At 43.3% G+C, this 21,929-nt stretch carries 21 protein-coding genes and 1 tRNA gene; 8 read left to right on the top strand and 14 right to left on the bottom strand.

What is annotated here, in order from left to right:
• Positions 1 to 145 precede the first annotated feature (145 nt).
• From KEJ24_06235 to KEJ24_06225, 3 genes are all read right to left on the bottom strand, one after another.
• Positions 146 to 1,249 (bottom strand): arginase family protein, encoded by a 1,104-nt coding sequence (locus KEJ24_06235; protein MBS7647414.1) that lies wholly within the window; start codon positions 1,247 to 1,249, stop codon positions 146 to 148.
• A 39-nt stretch (positions 1,250 to 1,288) separates the two neighbouring features.
• Positions 1,289 to 3,859 carry a molybdopterin-dependent oxidoreductase gene (locus KEJ24_06230; GenBank protein ID MBS7647413.1) on the bottom strand — a complete coding sequence of 857 codons (2,571 nt, stop codon included), beginning with the start codon at positions 3,857 to 3,859 and terminating at the stop codon, positions 1,289 to 1,291.
• A 100-nt stretch (positions 3,860 to 3,959) separates the two neighbouring features.
• Entirely contained in the window at positions 3,960 to 6,155 is a 2,196-nt protein-coding gene (locus tag KEJ24_06225; protein MBS7647412.1) for a CDC48 family AAA ATPase, read from the bottom strand.
• 140 nt (positions 6,156 to 6,295) lie between these two features.
• Between KEJ24_06225 and KEJ24_06220 the strand changes: the two genes are divergently transcribed.
• Positions 6,296 to 6,715 (top strand): GNAT family N-acetyltransferase, encoded by a 420-nt coding sequence (locus KEJ24_06220; GenBank protein ID MBS7647411.1) that lies wholly within the window; start codon positions 6,296 to 6,298, stop codon positions 6,713 to 6,715.
• A 208-nt stretch (positions 6,716 to 6,923) separates the two neighbouring features.
• Positions 6,924 to 7,082, top strand: a complete 159-nt coding sequence (locus tag KEJ24_06215) for a hypothetical protein (protein ID MBS7647410.1) — start codon at positions 6,924 to 6,926, stop codon at positions 7,080 to 7,082.
• A 10-nt stretch (positions 7,083 to 7,092) separates the two neighbouring features.
• On the opposite strand, the gene KEJ24_06210 is transcribed toward KEJ24_06215, so the two are convergent.
• Positions 7,093 to 7,569, bottom strand: a complete 477-nt coding sequence (locus tag KEJ24_06210) for a 4Fe-4S dicluster domain-containing protein (protein ID MBS7647409.1) — start codon at positions 7,567 to 7,569, stop codon at positions 7,093 to 7,095.
• 218 nt (positions 7,570 to 7,787) lie between these two features.
• On the opposite strand from KEJ24_06210, the gene KEJ24_06205 reads away from it, so the two are divergent.
• Positions 7,788 to 7,967, top strand: a complete 180-nt coding sequence (locus tag KEJ24_06205) for a CooT family nickel-binding protein (protein ID MBS7647408.1) — start codon at positions 7,788 to 7,790, stop codon at positions 7,965 to 7,967.
• Here KEJ24_06205 and KEJ24_06200 read toward each other — a convergent pair.
• From KEJ24_06200 to KEJ24_06190, 3 genes are read right to left on the bottom strand one after another with little or no spacing between them, the layout of a single operon-like run.
• Complete coding sequence (locus KEJ24_06200) at positions 7,964 to 8,788, bottom strand: hypothetical protein (protein MBS7647407.1); 825 nt, start codon at positions 8,786 to 8,788, stop codon at positions 7,964 to 7,966. The two genes, KEJ24_06205 and KEJ24_06200, sit on opposite strands and share 4 nt — an antisense overlap.
• A gap of 11 nt (positions 8,789 to 8,799) precedes the next feature.
• Entirely contained in the window at positions 8,800 to 9,348 is a 549-nt protein-coding gene (locus KEJ24_06195; GenBank protein MBS7647406.1) for an archaemetzincin family Zn-dependent metalloprotease, read from the bottom strand.
• A gap of 9 nt (positions 9,349 to 9,357) precedes the next feature.
• Positions 9,358 to 10,623, bottom strand: coding sequence for an MBL fold metallo-hydrolase (locus KEJ24_06190; protein ID MBS7647405.1), 1,266 nt, complete (start codon positions 10,621 to 10,623; stop codon positions 9,358 to 9,360).
• Positions 10,624 to 10,957: 334 nt separating this feature from the next.
• Here KEJ24_06190 and KEJ24_06185 point away from each other — a divergent pair, with 334 nt between their 5' ends.
• Positions 10,958 to 12,151 (top strand): CoA transferase, encoded by a 1,194-nt coding sequence (locus KEJ24_06185; protein ID MBS7647404.1) that lies wholly within the window; start codon positions 10,958 to 10,960, stop codon positions 12,149 to 12,151.
• Between the two features lie 15 nt (positions 12,152 to 12,166).
• On the opposite strand, the gene KEJ24_06180 is transcribed toward KEJ24_06185, so the two are convergent.
• Together KEJ24_06180 and tgtA are read right to left on the bottom strand one after the other, a co-directional pair.
• Positions 12,167 to 12,760 carry a PHP domain-containing protein gene (locus KEJ24_06180; protein MBS7647403.1) on the bottom strand — a complete coding sequence of 198 codons (594 nt, stop codon included), beginning with the start codon at positions 12,758 to 12,760 and terminating at the stop codon, positions 12,167 to 12,169.
• The gene (gene tgtA, locus KEJ24_06175) at positions 12,757 to 14,382 is read right to left on the bottom strand and encodes a tRNA guanosine(15) transglycosylase TgtA (protein MBS7647402.1); all 1,626 of its coding nucleotides are present in this window, start codon (positions 14,380 to 14,382) and stop codon (positions 12,757 to 12,759) included. Before tgtA ends, KEJ24_06180 begins: the two co-directional genes overlap by 4 nt.
• 101 nt (positions 14,383 to 14,483) lie before the next feature.
• Here tgtA and KEJ24_06170 point away from each other — a divergent pair, with 101 nt between their 5' ends.
• The gene (locus tag KEJ24_06170; protein ID MBS7647401.1) at positions 14,484 to 15,233 is read left to right on the top strand and encodes a PAC2 family protein; all 750 of its coding nucleotides are present in this window, start codon (positions 14,484 to 14,486) and stop codon (positions 15,231 to 15,233) included.
• Here the strand turns inward: KEJ24_06170 and KEJ24_06165 are convergent.
• Positions 15,230 to 15,652 (bottom strand): Lsm family RNA-binding protein, encoded by a 423-nt coding sequence (locus KEJ24_06165; GenBank protein ID MBS7647400.1) that lies wholly within the window; start codon positions 15,650 to 15,652, stop codon positions 15,230 to 15,232. The genes KEJ24_06170 and KEJ24_06165 overlap by 4 nt on opposite strands.
• Positions 15,653 to 15,760: 108 nt before the next feature.
• Between KEJ24_06165 and KEJ24_06160 the strand changes: the two genes are divergently transcribed.
• Positions 15,761 to 16,816, top strand: a complete 1,056-nt coding sequence (locus KEJ24_06160; GenBank protein MBS7647399.1) for a hypothetical protein — start codon at positions 15,761 to 15,763, stop codon at positions 16,814 to 16,816.
• Here the strand turns inward: KEJ24_06160 and KEJ24_06155 are convergent.
• Together KEJ24_06155 and glmM are read right to left on the bottom strand one after the other, a co-directional pair.
• Positions 16,813 to 18,090, bottom strand: coding sequence for an NTP transferase domain-containing protein (locus KEJ24_06155; protein ID MBS7647398.1), 1,278 nt, complete (start codon positions 18,088 to 18,090; stop codon positions 16,813 to 16,815). The two genes, KEJ24_06160 and KEJ24_06155, sit on opposite strands and share 4 nt — an antisense overlap.
• Positions 18,087 to 19,454, bottom strand: a complete 1,368-nt coding sequence (glmM, locus tag KEJ24_06150) for a phosphoglucosamine mutase (protein MBS7647397.1) — start codon at positions 19,452 to 19,454, stop codon at positions 18,087 to 18,089. The genes KEJ24_06155 and glmM overlap by 4 nt, the downstream gene beginning before the upstream one ends.
• 90 nt (positions 19,455 to 19,544) lie before the next feature.
• On the opposite strand from glmM, the gene KEJ24_06145 reads away from it, so the two are divergent.
• The gene (locus tag KEJ24_06145) at positions 19,545 to 19,778 is read left to right on the top strand and encodes a hypothetical protein (GenBank protein MBS7647396.1); all 234 of its coding nucleotides are present in this window, start codon (positions 19,545 to 19,547) and stop codon (positions 19,776 to 19,778) included.
• A 284-nt stretch (positions 19,779 to 20,062) separates the two neighbouring features.
• On the opposite strand, the gene KEJ24_06140 is transcribed toward KEJ24_06145, so the two are convergent.
• Both KEJ24_06140 and KEJ24_06135 read right to left on the bottom strand, forming a co-directional pair.
• A tRNA-Val gene (locus KEJ24_06140) sits at positions 20,063 to 20,136 on the bottom strand.
• 234 nt (positions 20,137 to 20,370) lie between these two features.
• Entirely contained in the window at positions 20,371 to 20,532 is a 162-nt protein-coding gene (locus KEJ24_06135) for a hypothetical protein (protein ID MBS7647395.1), read from the bottom strand.
• Positions 20,533 to 20,994: 462 nt separating this feature from the next.
• On the opposite strand from KEJ24_06135, the gene KEJ24_06130 reads away from it, so the two are divergent.
• A complete protein-coding gene (locus KEJ24_06130) occupies positions 20,995 to 21,870 on the top strand; it encodes an ArsR family transcriptional regulator (protein ID MBS7647394.1) in 876 nt (291 codons plus the stop codon).
• The last annotated feature ends 59 nt before the right edge of the window (positions 21,871 to 21,929 follow it).

Here is a 21,929-nt window from a genome sequence, read left to right as displayed (position 1 = left end):
TGCTGCTCATGAAAAGTAAACCTTGACTGGAAAACTCTTCAGGAACTGTGAACTAGCTGTTTAAATAATAAGTTACACTTCTCATGGTCATGAAGAAGCTAACGGGTTCTTCAAACATAGAAAAATAGGATGAACTCTAAAGCACCTATGACTTGTCCCCCCAAAAATACTTAAGAATATTGGCAACTATTGTAGGTGTTTTATCGCCCGGTTTGAAGTAGTGGATATCAAGCTCCATCACGTCTAAACCCACAAGAAACTTTTTGTCTCCTTTTATAATCTTTCCTATAGTCCTAGCAAGTCTATAAAGTTCGGGTTCACTAAGGCCTCTTTCATGAGGTAAGCACCGTGTCAAGGTTATCGCCGACCCACAACCTATATCGACATCGAGCGAAATATATACAAACTTAGTTGACAATTTTTCTATTACACTTTTGAAAGTTTTTGATTTTACTATTTCATTTGTGACTATATTTACACCTTCATTTTCCAAATTTAGATATGCATTCACATAACTTTGGATGAGAGAGTCTTTTTGTGCTAGCAAGTCTTCAACCGGATAATCTTGAACGCCCACGACCCATAAATTTGTCGGCAATATTGTTCTCTCCTTTATCAGATAGTAAAGGAAAGTCCCCTTGTTGTAAGAGTCTGGTCTTTTAAAGGCTAACGGATCATACAGACTTGTACTTAAATAGAAACTGTCGGGGTAAAAGAGGGGCGAGTTCTTTCTTTTTAAAAAGGTAAAAAGTTTATAGCGTGCGGAAGTCTGAATAGCATCGAAATGAGAGTCTAAGATTATTACAGAAATATTTTCAACACCATATATTTCCGACAAGGCTTTAAGCATTCCTCCAGTCATTGAGTGGTCTATGCCTATCATTAATGGAACAGTATTTTCATCTGTTATTTTTTGAACAAAATCTTTCACAAGGTCAACATATTCTCTGCATCCATTTGCATCTATGAATGCAGAGTAGTTTTCGGTATTAACGAGAACTTCATCATCCAACTCGGGTTTTGGCGACAACCAAGACTCAACAGGCACCTTGCCCAGTTTGATTACTGTATTAGGCTTATATATTTCGCAAATATAAGGCATCATTAAGTCATATGGATCGGAAATTTCCTTAATATAGTCGATTCCACTTTTCAGTAAAGCAAGGTAGTACTGCCTTTCTATGGCACCTATATATTCGTCGGGATCAAATGCAACTCCGAAGACTTTTATTTTCTTATGATTTCTCAACTTAAACACAAAATAATGGGGTGATTGTTAGAGATTAAGTTAGGGCTTAATAAAAGGTAGCATTTGAAGGTCTTCAGGCTTAGCTTTATATACCTTACAAAGGAGGCCTCTGTTCCACCAGTTCCCATACATGGGACATAATGTATCAGAGTCGTCAAGTGTGAGGACGTTAGCATTGGATATGAAAGCCCCACAAAGCCATGGTTCTTCTGGTGGAAGTTCTGGATACCACCAAGATGCTTGAACATTCACCACCTTTGGATGAATGTGAGGCCCAACTTTTGCCTTTTGGAGTATTCGTCCTCTTCTAGTTTCTATCCAAACCCAGTCCCCATCTATGATTCCAAGCTCACGAGCTGTCTCATAATGGATGTCACAAACCGGCCAAGGATGCTGTTCTCGAAAACCTATACCCCATTGTCTGTTTTCTCCGTGAAACATCGGCTGAAATCTTCCACCAGTTGTGAGTATTAGAGGATACTCTTTTGCCACTTCAGGGGTGCTTATTGGACTTTCTGGTGGCTCTATGTATTCGGGTAATGGATCATACCCTAGCTCTTCGATGATACTGCTCCATATTTCAGCTTTTCCGCTTGGTGTTGCGAAACCCCTTGGTTTGCCAGTCTTTGGTTCGATGTAGGCGTAACTGCGATATTCTGTTGGTAAGTACCCCGGTGTGTTTGAGAATAATGCACCTAACTGTGCTCCCTCTTCAAGCGATAGGCCAAACACCTCTTGAAGCTTGGTTTTTTCATATTCTTCTACATCCTTCCAAGGAATATATTCACCAACTCCCAATCTATCAGCAAGATCCTTGAAAAACTCGAAGTCGCTTCGCCTCTCACCAAGAGGTTTAACCGCTCTTTCTCCGACCCAGAGAACATCAAATGTATCTTCAAAGTTGCATGCATATGAGTGTTCAAGCGATTTACAAGCCACGGGTATTACGTAATCTGCAAGAGCAGCTGTGGGAGTCATCCAGTGGTCCAGTACGACTAATAACTCTAAGTTTGGGCTTTTAAGCACTTTATATACCTTTTTAGTGTTGGGGGCCCACATCATGGGGTTCCCGCCCCAAACAATAATAGCTTTCAACGGATATGGTTTCCCTTCCAGCACTGCTCGCACAAATGTTGACCATGGACTTCCAAATGTGTGGCTTGCTTGTGCTTGAGGTACACCCCAAACCCTTTTGTAATGTTCGTTATGCATGTCAAAAGCGAGCCAAGAAGACAGTCTAAATTCGTCATAGCCAAGCTGTTTTTTCTTAACCTCCGGTTTAACAATCTCTTGTAGTTCAAAAATACTTTCTCGGAATGGCCTCCCGTTTATCACAGGTCCAGGTTTATGTCTACCTAAAACTTGTCCTCCATCAACGTCTAGATTCCCCAGCATGAGAATTAGTGTAACAAGCGCAATGTGCCACCTGTTGTCACTTCCAGTTTGGCAGGGAGCTACTCCTTTAGCTATACCTCCAGGCCTATTCTCCCAAAGGAGCTTAGCGGTTTCAACAATTTTTTCTGCAGGGATCCATGTGATCTTTTCAACATACTCCGGAGTGTACTTGTTCACTCGTTCAATGAACATTTGCCATACAGTTTTACATTCAACTTCTCTCCCACTTGACAGTCTTACTTTATAAGTTCCAGTTAGTGTTGGAACAGTGTCTTTAGGGTTATATTCAAAACTTCTAGATTTCCAGACAGCAACTTCGTTGGTTTTCTCGTTCCATACCACAAAATTTTCTTTGGAACCGTTTGCGATGATGTCGCTTTCTCTCAAAAGTTTTCTTAAATCAGTCCTCACAAGGAATGGTGCGTTAGTCCATTCTTTTAAGAACTCTTTATCATACATTTCATTATCAATCAATGTCTTAATCCATGAGAGAACTAAAGCTCCATCGGTTGCAGGTCTTATTTGTAAATGGATATCGCCCTCTCTTACAGTTTCGGTAACTCTAGGATCAACCACCACCAGCTTGAGGTTTCTCCTAAATTGTGTTTTTATTATGTGCCAAGTACGGGGTAATGCCTCAGCGAAATTAAAACCTATAGAAACCAGCAACCTAGTTTTATCAGAAATTAACGGAGTTGTCTCTATACACGCGCCGATCATCATCTGCTCCAGCGCCCAATTGTTATGATGGCAAACTGTACCAGGTGATGTATAGTTCCCAGGATTCCCCCAAGCATTGGAAAACCGCGCTCGCACCAAAAACGCATCTGACCGATAAGTTCCCTCTATGAAACCAAGACATTCAGGTCCATATTTTTCCTTTAGTTCTTTTAGTTTAGCCGCAATCTCATCTAACGCTTGCTCGTAAGATATACGTTGCCATTTGCCCTCCCCTCTTTCACCGACCCGTTTTAATGGATACAAGAGTTGGTTTGGATGATAGAGTAGAGATGCTGGCCAATTTTTAGTTTCAGCGGCTTTTCTTCGACCTAGGCACATGAAACCTCTGCTTAAAGGGTGATCTGGGTTTCCCTCCACTTTAACAAGTTTGCCGGTCTTCCTGTCGATATATGCTATTAAACCGCAATGTTCAAAACATCCGCCCATACCATTGTGACATATGATCCGCCTTACCTCAAAATCTTCACCGCCCAATAGTATTCCCTCACGAAGATTAGTATTTGCATAGTTCTGTGGTTAAAAGCTTTACTATTTTCGCCTTTCAAGATGTTCTAAACTCTAAACCACGAAGTCGTTATTTTGTTTTTGAGGCAAATTCTTCTGAAATCCGCTTGTACATTTCCAGTTCTCTTTGCGAGATGGGTTTAACTTTTTTCAATGCTTCTTCGAAGTGGCGCTTGTGTATTTTCAAGTTTTTAAGACCTTTCTTTGCTTCTTCTGGGTTTTTGTTTTCCATTATGTGTTCTCTTATGGCTAGCATGACTGCCGTGTTGCAAATAGCCGCCAAATCAGCGCCGGTATAGCCCTCCGTTCTTTTGGCAAGGTCATCTATGCTAATGTCTTCGGCTAGGGGTTTTTTCTTGAGGTGAATTTTAAGAATCTCTTTTCTAGCTTCGAGGTCTGGAAGTGGCACATATAAAAGCTTGTCGAATCTTCCAGGTCTTAGAAGCGCTGGGTCAACTATGTCAGGCCTGTTTGTGGCAGCTATAATGACAACGCCTCTTAACTCTTCAAGCCCGTCCATTTCGGTTAGCAGTTGACTTATAACGCGTTCAGTTACGTGGGAGTCGCCGTATCCTCCGCCCCTTACGGGTGCTATGGAGTCGATTTCGTCAAAGAATATTATGCTGGGCGCAGCTTGTTTGGCTTTTCTGAATATTTCTCTTACAGCTCTTTCAGACTCGCCAACCCACTTTGACAGTAGTTCTGGACCTTTTACGCTTATGAAGTTGGCCTCGCTTTCGTTGGCTACAGCCTTCGCCAGCAATGTTTTACCAGTTCCGGGTGGTCCGTAGAGAAGTATTCCTTTGGGTGGTTTGGCGTCTAAATGTTCAAAGACTTCTGGATATTTCAGCGGCCACTCCACCGCCTCTTGAAGTTCAAGTTTAACGTCCGCTAAGCCGCCAATGTCTTCCCATTTGACTGTAGGCACTTCAACGAGGACTTCCCTCATGGCTGAGGGCTCCACATCCTTCAAGGCTTCCATAAAGTCGTTCATTGTAACCGTTATCTTGTTTAGTATCTCAGCTGGAATCGTCTCCTTTTCAAAGTCTATTTGGGGCAGTATCCTGCGCAGTGCCCGCATAGCAGCCTCCTTGCATAAAGCTTCAAGATCAGCGCCCACAAATCCATGAGTAACGCTTGCTATCTTCTCTAAGTCCACGTCTTCAGCCAGAGGCATGCCACGCGTGTGAATCTGCAGTATTTCGAGGCGACCCTGTTTGTTCGGAACGCCGATCTCGATTTCACGGTCAAATCTTCCAGGCCTTCGAAGGGCAGGGTCTATGGCGTTCGGTCTGTTTGTAGCGCCTATTACAACTACTCTGCCGCGGGGTTTCAAACCATCCATTAAAGCCAAAAGTTGCGATACAACTCTTTTCTCCACTTCGCCTGTAACTTCTTCCCTTTTTGGTGCAATGGCGTCTATTTCGTCAATGAATATTATGCTGGGCGCATTTTCCTCGGCTTGTCTAAAGATTTCTCTTAGGCGTTCCTCGCTTTCGCCGTAAAACTTGCTCATTATTTCGGGGCCGCTTATACTGAAGAAAGCTGCATTAGTTTCGTTCGCCACAGCTTTAGCCAGCAAAGTCTTACCAGTTCCCGGCGGCCCGTACAGAAGAACCCCTTTGGGAGCGTCAACACCAAGCCTTTCGAAAAGCTCCGGATATTTCAGTGGGAGTTCCACCATCTCCCTGATCTTTCGAATTTCCTCTTGGAGCCCGCCAATGTCTTCATATGTTACTCGTGGAACTTCCCGCACCGCTGCGGCTGGTTTTTCACCAATGACTATTTGCGTATCAGCCGTTATTATTACAGCAGGAGTTGGAGGCTGAACGCTTGTAACCATCAAGTCCACTTTTCTACCCATGATTCCAACAGGAATGTAATCTCCCCTCGTGACGACGCGTCCCTCCAAAAGCTGGGCTAAATAATCTTCAGCGCCCTCTATTCGCAAAGGTTCTGTTGGTGTAAGCGTTATTTTTGCAGCTTTTTTGGCTTCAACCTTCCGCACAGTAACTTTTTCGTCTATGCTCACGCCCGCATTATTCCGTGTGTAACCGTCTATACGAATAATCCCCTTACCAGCATCTTCGCTGTAACCGGGCCAGCAAATAGCCACGGTCTTACGTTTACCAGAAATTTCAACAACATCTCCTGGAGTTAAACCTAACTTTTCCATAACTTCATGGTCAAGTCTAGCTATTCCTCTACCAACATCACGACTGCGAGCCTCGGCAACCCGCAAGCTGACAACGGCAGAACTCGACATGCATAAACCCCAGCAGAAATACTTAGTAACAAAAAGCCATATAAAAACATAGCAGGCAAAAAGCTTATCAACTCACAAAAAGAGTTTGTTGGCAAACATTATTATAGTACTATGAACAAGTTAATTGCGAGTTGTGAGGTTTGGAATTCTGTAAAGTAAAAGAGGTTGAATTTGAAGATATTGATTCGCTAATATATCTTTGCATTCCACCAGAAAGCAGAAATAGCCTGTCTCTTGTTGAAGTGGCAAACGCCAAGAAAAAATGGGTTAAGAAAAATCTTGAAATTTTTGGTGAAGTGGCGAAAATTGCTTGCGTAAACGAAGCCCCAGCAGGTTTAATCCAGTACCAGCCAAAACTCGAGGAAAAACTTCTAGAAATAACATGTATATTTGTTCCAGATTGGCGAAACCAGCAGCGAGGCGTTGGAAAAGTCCTCTTGAACGCTTTGATTAGGGACGCGGAGAAACCCAAGCCATATTTTGACAATGCACCGCCTTTAGCTTTGGTTACATGGGCTTTCAGCGAGCCTGGATATTACCCCCAAACTTGTTCTATCTAAAGATGGGATTCAGAAAGGCCATGGAAAACAACTCATTCCTGCTGTACTACCCGTTGAAAGAGGGATACATACACAAGCCAAAAGCTGGTGAATTTAACCCCAACCGGAAGATAGAGGCAAAGCGCTTATATTCTACGATCCTTCATGCCCATTTTGAATATACTTCATTGGACAAGTGAAAGCAGCTATAAGTGAAGCAGCACCAGATTTGCCCATACGAGCGATAAACATGTTTGAAGAATATGATGAGGTGAAAAAGCGGGGACAAGTACCGTTATGCGCGGTCAATGGAAGACCTATAACTACCTTCTTTTTGGACAAAGAAAATTTCCAAGAGGAAGTTAGAAAGGCTCTTTCTAGAGCCTAATTAGATCGGATTATATCAGCGAAGGCTTATACAACTTCAAATAGTCCGTAGTGGACGGAAAAATAGCCTTAACTCTGTCAAGACGTTTTCTGGTGCTTATGCCGTGCTCTAACATGGTGAAGACGCGGGGTGTGCTGAACTTCTCCACTTTGCCGTCTTCCCTTCTCCTTACAACTTTAATACAGTCATCCACCATACAGTTTAACACACACGCACCGCAGTGTATACAAAGTTCTTCTATGATTCCAACTTCGCCGCTGCTTTTCCAGAAAAGAGCGTTTGTTGGACAAGCCTTGATGCAAAGCTTGCATTCCACACCCTTGCATATGCGCTTGTCTATGGTGATTTTCCCGTCGACGAAAAATTCCTTGACTCCTAGAGGGGCTAGAAGTTCTTCTCGACGTCTACGTTTTTCCTTCTCGCTTGTTTCGACAAGCAAGCTGAAAATATCTGAAGACATAGAGCTAAGCTTTGCCTCTTTTTTCATTCAATTCATCTTGCAAGCTATTCTAGAGAGTGTATTTACCTCAAGGTTAATTAACTATTCTCAGCGATATTGGCAATTCCGCTTGAATCAAGCATGGTGGAGGTGGGCAAGTCCTTTTATTCAATCCTTCACTAACTGTTGGCGTAATTCATGAATGGCGACCAGAAAAATTATAATTGACGGAAAACTTTTTCCTAACTTTGTGGTTGGTGATAAAAATGTGTGAGTTTAAAGTAATCTTGGATGGAAAAGAAGTTTGGAATGATGTGGTATATGCGAAGACGGAAGATGGCAAAGTAATAGCTAAGGATGTGGCTGGCCAATTAAAAGAGTTTAAAAACTGTAAAATCGTGGAAGTGGATGTGAACGCGACGAAACTTGTCTTAGCTGGTTCCTAAACTGAAAAAGTGACGAGAAAGCCTAAGGCTAAGCCTAAAAAGATTGGGATTGGAAGCCCGGGGAAAATCCCAGCTCGTTCTAGCATTTTGAAAGCTAAAAGACAACCTAGCAGAACCCCGACAAAGGAGGCTAGGCAGGGCAAAATTCCGAAATACAGTAGCATATGACTAACTAGCATGGAGTAGAAGGTTAAATCACCTAAACCCATTTGGATATCCTTGAAGGAAAAGCTTAAACCTCGAAGTTTCTCAAGCCCTACATGGGCTATTTTCCCAACTGGCCCGCGATAAACTGCAAAGGCGTCATAAACGGCCAAAAAGCAGAGGATAAATATGGCGCTTAAGGTTTGGACGCATGCCCCCAACAACGTTCCCAAGGCGCTTCCTAGCAATAGGACAACAAAATCACCCATCTTACTTTGGGTTCTCAAAACCGCGTAGCTTGCTAGAAAAGTTGTTAGCATGGAAAACGTGACAAGAGCCCAAATTGGGTATGAAGCAAAAAGCAGTGAAGCCGCGTAGAAATACACCATTGAAAGGATAAAAATGGCTAAAACTAAGGCGAAACCAGTAATTAGATTAATAAGCTTATAGCTTCGCTTTTTTAAAAGAAAAAACAAAATTAAGGCACCCAAGCTGACTAAAATTACAAAATATAACGCGTTGCCCACGGGCCCCACCGGGTTTTCTTCTTGAAAAGGTGTTACGTTGAAAAGCTCAATTCCAGATGCCATAAGAAGATAGGCGCATCCCACGCTGGAAAGTAAGCTTACAATAATTGGAATTAAGTAAATGAGTTCAGTTTTGAAGTTTTTGCTCAAAGTTTCTCCCGTTAAGCCTCATTGATACTGGTCTGAACCTTCGAATGGCATATGTTGCAGAATAAGCTTTTCTTTCTATCCGTTTCGAATATGGAGTTGGAAAAATACATAATACAGAATGGGTTGGGGCAGTGTTGCAGGCCTAAAGTGTGGCCAAGTTCATGAACCGCTTCCTTAGCGGCTCTTTCAACGAAGACTTCAAAGTCTGAAGGCTTGCCATAAAACTCTGGCCTAAGCCTCCACAAAGATATAAGGGCTGCTTTTCCCGGACATTCGGCTTCCCCAAACACAAAGTTTAACCCGGGAACATAAATGTCAACGTCGACAACGCCTAAGACACGGTTAAATGCCTTTGTTTTATACGCGTAATTTCTTACTAATTCAAGAATTATGTCTGAGCGATGCTGTCCTCTAGAACTGTTGAAGGCTTGAGGGGGCAGAGTCAAAGCATCGGAAACAAGCTGACATTCTGACTTTGGAAAACTCATATTCAAGTTTTCTAGCAATCGCTTCAAAACGTCAAGGGAAACTTTTCCAACCCTTAGAACACCGATTTTCATCAATGAACACTAAACCTCAAAGGTGTCTCCCGGTTTGGGTGCTAAAGCCTCTAACCCAGCCTCTTTTTCAGCCCATTTCGCTAAAAGCTCACAGTTTCCCTCAGCGCCATGAATCACGTAAACCTTTGCTTTACCGTTTATCCTGCGGATGGCCTCTTTAAGCTCTTTCGCGCCACAATGGGATGAGAAATCAAAATGCTTAACGGTTGCCTTAACCTTTCTAGGTTTGCCATCGATAACGCAGACACCCTTCTCTAGAAGTTCTCTACCCGGTGTTCCGGGAATCTGATAACTAACCAGAAAGATGGCGTTTTGCGGTTTTTTCCCAATTTTAGAAACATAAAAGGCTGCTGGACCACCCTTAAGCATTCCAGCGGGCGATATTATCACGCATGGGATTTTGGTTGCTTTTCTACGATCTTTCCAACCTTCCACCCAATTGACTGAATGAATCGCGTCCATAAACAGTTTTGGATCTCTTAAAAAACGTGAATAGTTCATCATCAACCGGCTTGCTTCACGCGCCATTCCATCAAAATAAACCGGGTGCTCAAAATGGTGGGCGGTGAGGATACAAGCAATTTCTTGTGACCTTCCAATGCTGAAAGCTGGGACAAGAACTGTGCCGCCCTTTTCCACAATTTCTGTTGCTTCCTCAACAAAGCGTTTCTCAAGCTCCAGACGGTCAGGGTGGTCTTCGTTGGCGTAGGTGCTTTCAATTATGACAGCATCTAAGTCTCCGTAATCCATTTTAGCACCTTCCAATAGCCTTGTATCTATGAGATTAAAGTCACCAGTGTATAGTAGCCTTCTGCCCTCCGCCTCCACAAGTACCTGAACACTTCCTGGAATATGTCCGGCGTTACGGAACTCGAAGGTCAAATCACCCATGGTTTCTCTAACACCGAAATCTAGATGTTTCACGTTTCTCATCATAGCCCGCAGTTCCAGATACTCGTATGGAAGATAATAGCTCGAAAGGTGGATGAAATCCGCGATTAGCAGTTGGCTTAGCTCTGCTGTAAGCCTGTTCGTGTAAACGGGTTTCCTTCCATGAATAAAAAATATAGGGATTGCGCCGGAATGGTCTAGGTGGCTGTGTCCCAAAATTATAGCGTCAACATCTTTTGGAGGAACATGAATCGGAAAGCCCGGTTCATGATTAAGCATCACACCGTAGTCTAATAGAACTTGCGTTTTTGCAGTTTTCACAGCAATGGCTGCCCTACCAACCTCGCGGGTTGCGCCCAGAAACCTTATCTGCAACGAACCCATTTCTATTCAACCGTCTAACGCAGTAAACATTCACACTGCTATTTTAAAAATATTTAGTATTTTGTTTTGTTTGGTAGTAGTTAATCGGTTTGATTGCTCTGTAAAAAATTTTATCCTAGAACCACTTTCAGACTGTGTGTTGCGTACTTAAGTTAATTAGATTAGAAGAGGTAAGGCTTCTCTCAAGTGTGGAAATAAATTTTAAGTAATGTATCACCACTTTAAGAGGGGTTAAAATTAATTAACGAGGCGAGTCTCTGAAAGGAGAATAAACGCTGCATCATTGAGGAGCAAGAATTAAAGGCATTGATGTTAAAGTTAAGCGGGGAAAGTTATGGTTCCGCCTTTGAAAGGTATACGTATCCTAGACTTATCCCGTATTTTAACAGGGCCCTTCTGCTCTATGATCCTCGCTGATTTAGGTGCTGAAGTAATTAAGGTGGAGATGCCTAGAAGCGGTGATGATGCTAGACTCTGGGGACCACCTTTTATTAGGGGTGAAAGCGCGTATTTCCTATGTTTAAATCGTAATAAAAAAAGCATCACTTTAAACCTAAAGAGTGAAAAAGGTAAGGCGATAATATACAAATTAGTAAAGGAGTGTGATGTTCTTCTAGAGAACTTTAAACCTGGCGTAACCAAAAGGCTCGGAGTGGATTATGAAACAATAAGTAAGATTAATCCCCGCATAATTTACTGTTCAATAACAGGTTTCGGTCAAACTGGCCCGTATCGAGATTATCCTGCATATGATATAGTCATTGAGGGCATGGGCGGCTTAATGGGCATTACCAGCGAACCAGATCGACCTCCAAGGGAAGTAGGCATAGCTATAGCAGATATCGGAGCTGGAATGTACGCCGCTATTGCGATTCTCGCTGCTTTGATTGCTCGTGAAAAAACTGGGAAGGGCCAATGGATTGATGTGTCACTACTCGACTCTACAGTTTCATTGATGACGCATATGGCAGCAAACTACTTTGCTACGGGCATAGTCCCCAAAAGAGATGGGTCCACTCATCCAAACATCGCACCATACCAATGCTTTAAGGCTCGTGATGGAAAATACTTGACTGTTGCTGTTGGAAATGACAGAATTTGGAGAAACTTTTGTGAAGCGCTAGGGCTAGCAGATTTGGCGGAAAACCCAAAATTTTCCACGAACCCGAAACGAGTTAAAAATAGAGATGAGCTGATTCCTACATTGGAAAAAATTTTCCTAAATAAGACTCGCGATGAGTGGATAGATATATTACTTAAAAAAGGAGTGCCGTGTGGTCCAGTGTATGCAATAGATGAAGGATTCCGCGACCCCCAAGATCTACACAGAAAAATGTTGGTTGAAATAGAACACCCAAAAGCAGGAACAATAAAGCAGATTGGAATACCTATGAAATTTTCTGAAACTCCCGGAGAGATTAGGACTGCGCCGCCCCTGTTAGGTCAGCATACAGATGAAATCTTAAAAAATCTCTTGGGATACTCCGAAGAAGAAATAAACCAGCTGAGAAAAGAGGGAGTTATTTAGAGAAACCACTAACATTCACTTTCCGGCATGCGCCACTTTTACAAGCCCTTGTTTAATGGCTTTTAAGATTTCATCTAAGTCTGTGGAAGCTTGGATTTCAGTGTAGACTGTCCAGAGTTCATCTGTTTTGTGGGCGTCGCTTCCGGCTACGCCCGGCAGACCCATTGTTTTGGCGAGTTCTTCCGCTAACATGTTAAGCTGGCGAGAGCAGCCGCCGTTTAAAACTTCAATGGCGTCTATGGGGTATTTCTTTGCGGAATCGCCTAAACCATAAATCCTGTAAGGATGCGCTGCAATTACTAGGCCATCTCTGCTTCGGGCAAAATCAATCACATTTTCCACCGTCCAAGGTTGTGGCGGCACTTCCGTCACGCCTAAAATGATTATGTCGCCTTCGACGGTGCTTACTTCGACGCCTGGAATAATTAGCAAATCTTGGTAGGTGGAGGCCAACTCTTGCACTTTAAAATAGCCTCTTACAGTGTTGTGGTCTGTTACTGCCACCACATTGAGGTATGGGTGAGCTAAAAGAAGGTTTACTAACACTTTCGGCTGGATGGAAGAATCTGGAGAGAAAGTTGTGTGAACATGTAAGTCTGCCCTAATCAAGATGTTTCACATCCAACATTTCCTTTCAGAAAATTGGCGATGGGTTCAACCCAATTTTCGCTAACATCAAAATGCTTGAAGACTGTTCCCTTTTCTAAGCAAACTTTTCTGCAAGCCTCCAGAACCTTTTCACCCCAAACTTCAGAGTCGTTAATAAACACCACGGCTTTGTAGTTTATTCCGCTTAGGTAGTTTGCCGCTTGAACCGCAACATATTCCACGGTTTCCACGTCGAGTGGAAGCGCAGTCTCATGCTGGGAAAGCGGATAAACTTCATCAAGTTCTACTGGAACAACACCGAAAGGCGCCTCATAAAAGCAAACATAAACCTTGGCCAGGCCTTCTTCTCCTAAAACGCTGCGAAGGACTTTAGCTAACTTTTTGTAAAGTCCAGACCTATGAAAAGGCTTCGTCCGCGTTTGAGGCATTAAAACCAGAACTTCAGCCCTTTCAGAAGCCGTAAACCGTTCAGAAAGCCTAGCCCTGTGGCGCACGACCTCCGGACGGGACAAGCCAACAGAGCTGAAAAAGAATATTCCGCTGGGCTTGACTGTTGGACTATGCTTTTCAATGAAATTTTCATATTTTTTCAGTTTTTTCAAAGCTTGCAGAAGCGTAGGATGCCCGTGGGCTCTAAGCTCCAGATGCTCCCAGAGGCGGCCCTCCCTTATCGCTTGTTTTATCCGCCTAATCTCTGAAAGACACGCGTAAAGATTATGCTCAGCGAGAAAAGCCTGTCTTTCACTTGGAGACATCCTGGCAACATCTTTTGGCGTTCTCTTTGAACACCTTGGACATGTACATGGGAAATATTCAAGCTCTTGAAGCCTAGCTGTTCCAGTCTCCGTCAAGTAGCGGCCTTCCTTGGCGTATATAGCGTAGGCCGCTGAATCGAAAAGGTCGCAGCCCAACGCAACAGCCAACGCAAACATGAACGGGTGTCCAGCCCCGAAAAGGTGCAGAGGCCTCTCAACCGGCAAGTTCATCTTGGCAGTTAAAATCATGTCGACCAAAACATCAAATCGATAGTTTTCCATAACTTCAGTGGGACTGCCAAGCGCGTGGACATGAAATGGAAGAGCACCCATTTCAGAGGCTGACCTTGCCACGAGATCTAGATAGCGTCCACCTTGAACAGGCCCAACCCATAGAATGTCGTCCCTAGTTTTGATTTTGAATAGTGCACGTGCCCTTTTCAATGTTTCCTCCACTGTTTGTTCTGCATGTTTTCTTGTGGCCTTCCATCCAGTCGGCCAATCCAGTATGGTGGCTATGTCCGTGCCTATTCGCTCTTGATAGGCCACAATCTCTTCTGGAGTTGTTTCCACATCACCGTAAACCAGTATTTGGTAGGCGCCTGAATCAGTCATCACAACACCGTTAAAGCTAAGAAAATCGTGTAAGCCTTTTTCCACCGGTTCGTCTTTGAAACGTTTCTTTAGAATGTAGGCGTTTGTTATGAGAGCTTCAAAACCAAATTCTTCGCGTAGCTTTCTGGGAGAAACCGGCTGCACTGTTGGGTTTATGACTGGAAAAAGAAGCGGAGTCTCCACCGTACCACTTTTTGTTCGCAGCTTCCCAATTCTCGCCAGTAAATCTTTTTCTTTTACTTCGAAGCTCATCGCCAGATCTAGTCAAAATCAGTCAAACCGACTTATAAAAGGTGAAGCTGCAAGCTTAATTACCACAAACCCTTCTTCTATAAAGGGTGAAGGGAAACAGCATGCCACTAACTATTCAAATCGAGGAAAAGCCGAACCTCAACAATCCGGTGCTTATTGAGGGGCTTCCGGGAATAGGCTTCGTAGCGAATATTGTAGCTTTACATTTAATCCACGAGTTGAAAGCAAAACGCTTTGCAAGAATATTCTCCGCCTCCTTCCAAGACTTGGCGGTAACAGCCGAAACCGGAGAACCCCGTTCTCCAATAAACGAGCTTTATTACTACAAAAGTATTGGTGAAGGCCGAGACTTAATTATATGGTATGGAAACACTCAAGCCCTAACAACCGTTGGGCAATATGAACTATGCGGACGCATACTAGACATCGCCGAGGAGTTGGGATGCCGCTTCCTAATAACTGTAGGCGGCTTCAAGCAGGAGGAAATTAAAGAACCTCCGGAAATATACTGCGCAGCCTCAGACGTGGAAACTCTAAAAGAAGCGCTAAATCTGGGCACAAAAATAATGGTTGGAAACATTTTCGGCGTGGCAGGCATCCTAATAGGCCTCGGAGCCCTTAGAGGTTTTAGAGGTTTTTCGCTTCTGGTGGAAACTTTGGGCACTTATCCGGATGCGAATGCTGCACGTTATGCCCTTTCAGCTCTAAACAAGTACTTAGGCCTAAAAGTTGATTTGACAAGGCTGGACTTGGCAGCTGAGAAAACCGCGAAGATTTTGGAATCTTTCGGCTGGGTTAGAACGGTTAAAGAGCAGGAAAAGAAAAAGGAAGAATTCCGCTGGTTTGTCTAGCCTTTGGTCTCGCTTACAAACTGTTCGTAGACTTTCTGCACCCTCTCCGCAGCCGGGCCGGAGCCTTCAACAACGCCTTTTTCAGTTACCTTAATTTTATCCATAACCCAAATGAAACCTTTGTCCTCGTAAAGCTTAACCATGGTTGGGAAAACCCTTTCTAGACGTTCTGCCAAGGCCTTCAAATCAAAAGGCTTTTCAACGCTTAAAATTTGGGCGACAACGTTTCCGTTCAAGAACACTCTATGGAGTTTTTTGCCTTCCTCGTCTTTCGCGTCTGCTAAGCATAGGCTCAAGTTGTCCGGGTTTATGCCCACTAATGTTCCATTGTATGTTTTGCCGGTTGTCGTTACAACAATTACACTCCTATCTACAAGGGCTGAAACTTCGGTGAAGTATCTTCTCTGAGCTACTGACAAAGCTTATCCTCCTCTAACTTAAAAGTACACTCCACACATATTTTAGGATTTAAACTACACAAGGGTTATTAGCGTTGTAAAGGATAAACCTATTTCCGTGGCGAGACAATGGCCCATGTTGACAGAGAGCGAGAGGCTCTTTATGCTAGGCTGCGCTCCATCGAATCCGACTTGTCCAGTGCTTCTGCAGCCATAAGTGATGTGGAGGGCAAACTGGCCTACATTGACGCTGCCATGGCTTCTTTGCCAAGCAGACTTACAGCGGTTCGAGGTCGCGGCTACGCTGCCATGGGACACCTCGAAAAAAGCATAGATCTCTTAACCAAAAAATGGATGGAGGCTTCACCTACAATCAGGCAAGCCTTCTACAACAACATTCAACCTTTAACAGTTCAGATTCGCATGCTCCAATCTGATGCCAACCAATTAAGGAGTGAAATAAATCGCGGAAGCACAGTCCTCTGTTGGGGCTTAGCAAGCCGTCTTTCAGTGGAAGCTTCCACGTTGAAGGCGCGGGTTACTGCTGAAACTGCCCGAGTGAATGCTTCCCTCGGCGAGTTTCTCGGGAGCATAAACGCCATAGACAGAGACTTAAAAATTGCAGAGAAAACCATGGAACTGTTTTCCTTCGCCTCGTTTCCACTTAAACCCGAAGAGAGCCCGGTTCTAGCCATTGAAGGAAAAATCATGGTAAAAGATAAGTGTGAAGGCACCTTGTACTTTACAAATCAACGGTTCATTTTTGAAGGGAAAAGGGAAGTAGTGCTTGAAAAAAAGCTGTTCATAGCCACTAAAAAGAAGACTGAACGTACCGTCCTAATTGAGCAGCCCATAGGCGCCTTGAAAGAAATTTCAAAGGGAAGAGTAGGGCTGATTGCTTGGACAGGTATATACATAAGTTTCAAGCCGGGGGTTCGAATGGAGGAAACATCCTTCGACGTTAGAGACTGGGAAGCTGATATAATAACCAGATTTTTCCAATATATCATTGGCGGGGAGGCAGACAGAGACATAGCAACAATAAGAGGCGTAACGCTGAAAGAGGCGCCAACAATACGGGTTGTTCGCTGCCCCCACTGTGGAGCACCGTACACGAAAGAAATCTACAAGGGACAAACATCTGTACAATGCGAATACTGTGGAACATCAATAATAATCAGCTAGCTAAGCCTTCTTTCTTCCAGTTCTTGTTTAAGGAATAAGGCCGTGTTTGGCGGCACGTCACGGTAAACAACAACGTTTGGGCCTATCCAACAGTTGTTTCCAACTTTTACGCCTGGCATGAAGAGCACATTTATTCCTGTTTTAACATTATCGCCCAAAATTGCGCCAAGCTTTGTTCTACCGCTGTCTACAAGCTTGTCTTTAACCATCATTTTAACTGTTCCGGCGTCAAGACGGTAGTTGGCGGTTATGGTTCCAGCGCCGAAATTGCAGTTTTCGCCTACTATGCTGTCGCCCACATAGGATAAGTGGCCAATGTGCACTCCGTCCATGATTATGCTGTTCTTTATTTCACATGCGTTTCCGATGCGCACTTTCCGGCCTATGCTTGTGTATGGACGTATGTAACAGTTAGGACCTATATCGCTATATTCACCTATATAGGCAGGCCCCTCAATGTAGGCCCCGGAGCGGATATGTGCGGTTTCAGCCACCGTTACGGGACCTAACACGTGGGCACCTGTTTCTACGTGTCCAAGTATCTCATGTTCCATACGGCTTAGCATCCAACGGTTGGCCTCAAGTAAGTCCCATGGCCTACCTATGTCAAACCAATCGCTTCGGGAAATTTCAACGGCGAAAACGGGTTTTTTCTCCGCAAGCAGAAGCCCTATTGCATCGGTGATTTCCCACTCCCCCCTCGAAGAAACCGTTATCTTTTTGGCCTTTTCAAAAATCTCAGTAGAGAACACGTACAGTCCCGCGTTAGCCATTTTTGAGGAAACCTCTCCACAGGACGGCTTTTCCACAATACGTTTTACGACGCCGTCCCCTTCAAGTTCCACGATGCCATAGTCCTCTGTCTTTTCGACAGGCAAAACCGTCAATGTAGCAACAGGTTTCTTGGCGCCATGCGCTGTGATAGCTTTTTGAAGAGCCTCAGCCGTGAAAAGCAAGTCACCATAAACTAGTACGAAGTCTTCTTGCAGAAATGGTTCAACAACGCTTACAGCGTTCCCAGTTCCAAGAACACGTGGCTGCTCCACATATTCTATTTTCAGTCCAAACTTTTCGCCGGAACCGAAGTAACTGCGGATCGTGTCAGCCATGTAATTGACCACTATGATCACATGGGTTACACCGCAGGTTTTAATGGCTTCTAAACAATGCTGGAGGACTGGTTTTCCGCCAACACTCAGCATGGGTTTTGGACGCGTAAAAGTTAATGGCCGAAGACGTATTCCTTCACCAGCAGCTAAAACTACAGCCTTCATTTACTAAAACTCTCCATAACTTCCACTATAAGGCTTGTAGTCTCCTCCATTATTTCTCTGGTAACTTTTAAAGATTCACCCTCGACTGTTAAACGTATAAGAGGCTCGGTGCCGGAGGCTCTAACTAAAACCCAGCCATCTTCAAGGGCTAAGCGAACTCCGTCAACCGTCGAAATACTTTTGTATTTTGGAAAATGGGCTTTCAGAAGGTTTTCCGCTCTTTCGACAACAGCATATTTTATACTATTTGGACATGGAATGTTTTTCCTCAAGACTGGATAGGTTGGGATCTCAGAGACAAAATCTGAGAGGCTTTTGTCTTCCTCCTCTAAAGCCTTCAATAGAAGCGTCGAAGAAAGTATTCCGTCTGGACAGTAATGATGCTGAGGGTGTATCCACGCCCCGCAAGGCTCCCCGCCAAAAACAGCATCAAACTTTTTCACAGCTTGGGCAACATACACGTCTCCAACCTTTGTTCTGATGACTTCTCCGCCTAAAGCCTCCACGGCTTTTTCAACACACATGGAAGCTTCAACATTTGTAACTATGATCCTTTGCTTTTTAAGCGTGTTTTTTACGACATGCGCTGCGTAAGCGGCTAAAACCTTGTCGAAATCTACAAAGGCGCCTTTGTCGTCGATGAAGGCTGCTCTGTCACCATCGCCGTCGTATGCCACCCCAACGTCTGCGCCAAGCTCTTTCACAATTTTAGCTAGGGCTTGAAGAGACTCCGCATTCGGCTCTGGGCTTCTTCCAGTAAAAAATCCATCGGGCTGGGCATTCACTGTTGTAAGCCTACAGCCTAAACGCTTAAAGACTGCCGGTGCTATTTGGTATGTTGCGCCGCCTCCAGGATCGACGACAACACGCCACTCACGGTTAAGCTTCACATTTTCGCATATCATGTCAATGTATAGGCAGCTTTCATTCATGGGAGAAGGTTCGCTTAGTTCATGCCAATCTGCTAGGCAGAAAGCTTCATGTTCGAGTATTTGCTCTATTTCTTCTTGGCTTCTTTCATCGTAAGCCATGCCATTCTCGTCAAAAATTTTTATTCCGTTATATTGTGGCGGATTATGCGAGGCTGTAATCATTATGCCAACATAAGCATTCAACTTTTTCGCCAGATATGCCAAGACTGGAGTTGGCAAAACATCGAAGCAGCAAACTTTCGCGCCGCAAGCCAGCAAACCAGCAACGAGGGCATTTTCAAGCATTAAACCGGAAGTTCTGGTATCCTTTGCAACGAAAACTCTTCTACCTCTACTGAGGGTGCCAACGGCCAGCCCTACCTTAACCGCCAAAACTGGAGTTAGATCCACATTAACCAAACCCCTTAATCCCGAACTCCCGAACAGCCTCATATCTATCCCCAGCACTCGCTGAAGGCATTCACAATTATTGGAAAATGCACTTAAATACTTGAGCCTTAATTTCAAATTTTGGCTGAAAGTTTGTCAAGAGTTATGGTCTTCGCAACTATAGGCTCAGTTATTTTAATCGCCCTTTTTACAACATTTCTCGCTGAGCTCTGGCCAGACCATGTTCCATATATACTCCCCATTTTTGTTGCGCTTTTTTGGTTTGTAGTTCTGGCTTCAAACAAAAAGCTTAGGGACGGTTGCCGTACAGTTATAGAAAGATATTCAGCAGACTTTGTGGAAGAAAATTTTTATGGTTTGGGTTAATATCCAACTTTACCATGCTTGCAGTTTCGCTTACTCTTATTTCTGTATCAGTCCAAAATCCTCAAATTCTGTATATTCCACAATTGGCGATCATATCGATTATAATATATTTTGTTACAGCCGTTATCGTGATTTACGGCTTAATTAAAACTTATGGAAAATGGGGGCTTATAATCATTCTATTAGCTATTATAGCGGCCATTTTGCGTTTCTTAATACGATGACGAAAGGAGGGAGAGCTAGACGACCCATGTGCTTAAGCCTCCCCTCTTCAACTTGCAAAATGGGCCGGGCCGGATTTGAACCGGCGACCTTCGCCGCGTGAGGGCGACGTCCTAACCAGCTAGACTACCGGCCCAGTTTGAAGCGGAAATTATTAATCCAGAATTAATATTTCTACTTCATAAAACTTTTTCAAAAACATTTAGAGATAGACGCAGGGGTTGTACGTTGGACAAGATAAGCAAAAATGAACATTTAAAATGCTGGAGCAAAATGGATTCTTTTATGCTGGTTTTATGCTTCACAGTGTTCGCTATAATAGGATACTTTGCTGCAAAGCTGATCTTACGATGAAAATTAGCTTTGCAGTTTAGCTCTCTTTAACCACGACATTCTTAACTCGTTTAATCCATGGAATTAAGAAGCAGTTCTCCTCAAACCATTCTAGAATTTCTCTTTGAACTTTGTTCATATCCTCTGAGACGCTTTCATCGACCAACTCGACAGTTACCACGGCTAACATGCGCCCCATTTCTTAACCACCTCTTTTCTGCGGAACACCATACACCAACATTTAAAGGATACTTCAGTGGCTGACCTATCTTAAACACGGATTCAGAATATGATATACGACACACATTTATTTAAACCAAGCTTAAACTCATTCATAATATCATACAATGCTATTGCTCGCATACCAAACTTGTAACGAAACGTTAAAAAATCTCCAGTGATATTCCAAAAAATAGCCGAGGCAGCTCATTCTCAAAAGAGTATGGAGATTTCTCCCGCGCATCTCCATTTTCTCTGTTTTTATCTTATCTAATCTAATCTAATATAAAATCAAAATTTTGGTCTACTTAGCTAACGGTACGATCGCTGCGGAACAAGATCTCAGAAAATGAGTTTAAATTCTATCGATCATAAGCTTTCCTGTTGTTTATGTGGATCTTTCCGTTTACAAATTTTCCCCTATGATTTTGCTCAAAATTTGATGTCTCAAATTACTAGAGCTTATGCAAAAGATTTAGGTAAAATTGAAAAGGCATCAATAGTTATAGGTAACCTCTTGAAAACTTTGACGAAATTGAAGAAGCTACGTTTAACTTTTGAGCCGTCAATAGACGAGAAGGGCGAGTTTTCACGGCAGATCCGCCCTGAGTTAGCGGAAACTGAAGATTACAGAGGAGTTTTTCTATTAGCTTTTGACTACGCAAATGAAGTCTCGAGGAAAAGCGGTAAGCGTATTGTAGTGATTATCGATGAATTTCCAAATCTGATTGAGTTTAAACGTTATTCTAAGCTTGAAGCTATAATTGAACTTTTTAGAGGCGTGGTTGAAAGCAGGGAAAATGTAGAGCATGTTGTAAGCGGTTCTAGAGTTCACTTCATGCTAAATATCTTGGGAAAAGGAGAAAGCCCACTATTTGGACACTTTGTAATTATGGAAGTTGGTCCACTTTCTAAGGAATATGCACTCGAGCTTTTCATGAAAAGCGCCAAGTGCAGTTTAGATGAGGCTGAGTGCACATGGAAAATCGACGGAGGCCACCCTTACTATCTCATAATGCTTGCTGAGAGCCACAAACCTGGCGAAAGTTACGAGGAAACATATAAAAGAATTTTAACAAGTCCAACTGGCGCCCTCAACTTATATGTTAATTACTTGTTGAAAGAAGATTTAGGATCCTCCACAAAAGAGGCAAGACTCCGCAAAATACTACAAGCGATTGCCCAAGGCAAAAACACTTCCTCGCAAATTGCACGACATGTAAAGCTAAAATTGTCAAGTGTTCCCTATTATCTTCAAGAGCTTGAACGGTACGACCTAATTTATAAAAAAAGAAGGAAAATACCTAATAACAGATAAAATAATCGAGGACTATTTTTTGCTTATCCAAGAATAGGAATTTCTAATATAGAAAAATC

It is taken from the genome of Candidatus Bathyarchaeota archaeon, assembly GCA_018396705.1.
Classification (GTDB): Archaea; Thermoproteota; Bathyarchaeia; order Bathyarchaeales; family Bathycorpusculaceae; genus DRVP01.
Note: the sequence above shows the minus strand (reverse complement) of the source record. Positions and strands in the feature narration are given on the sequence as shown.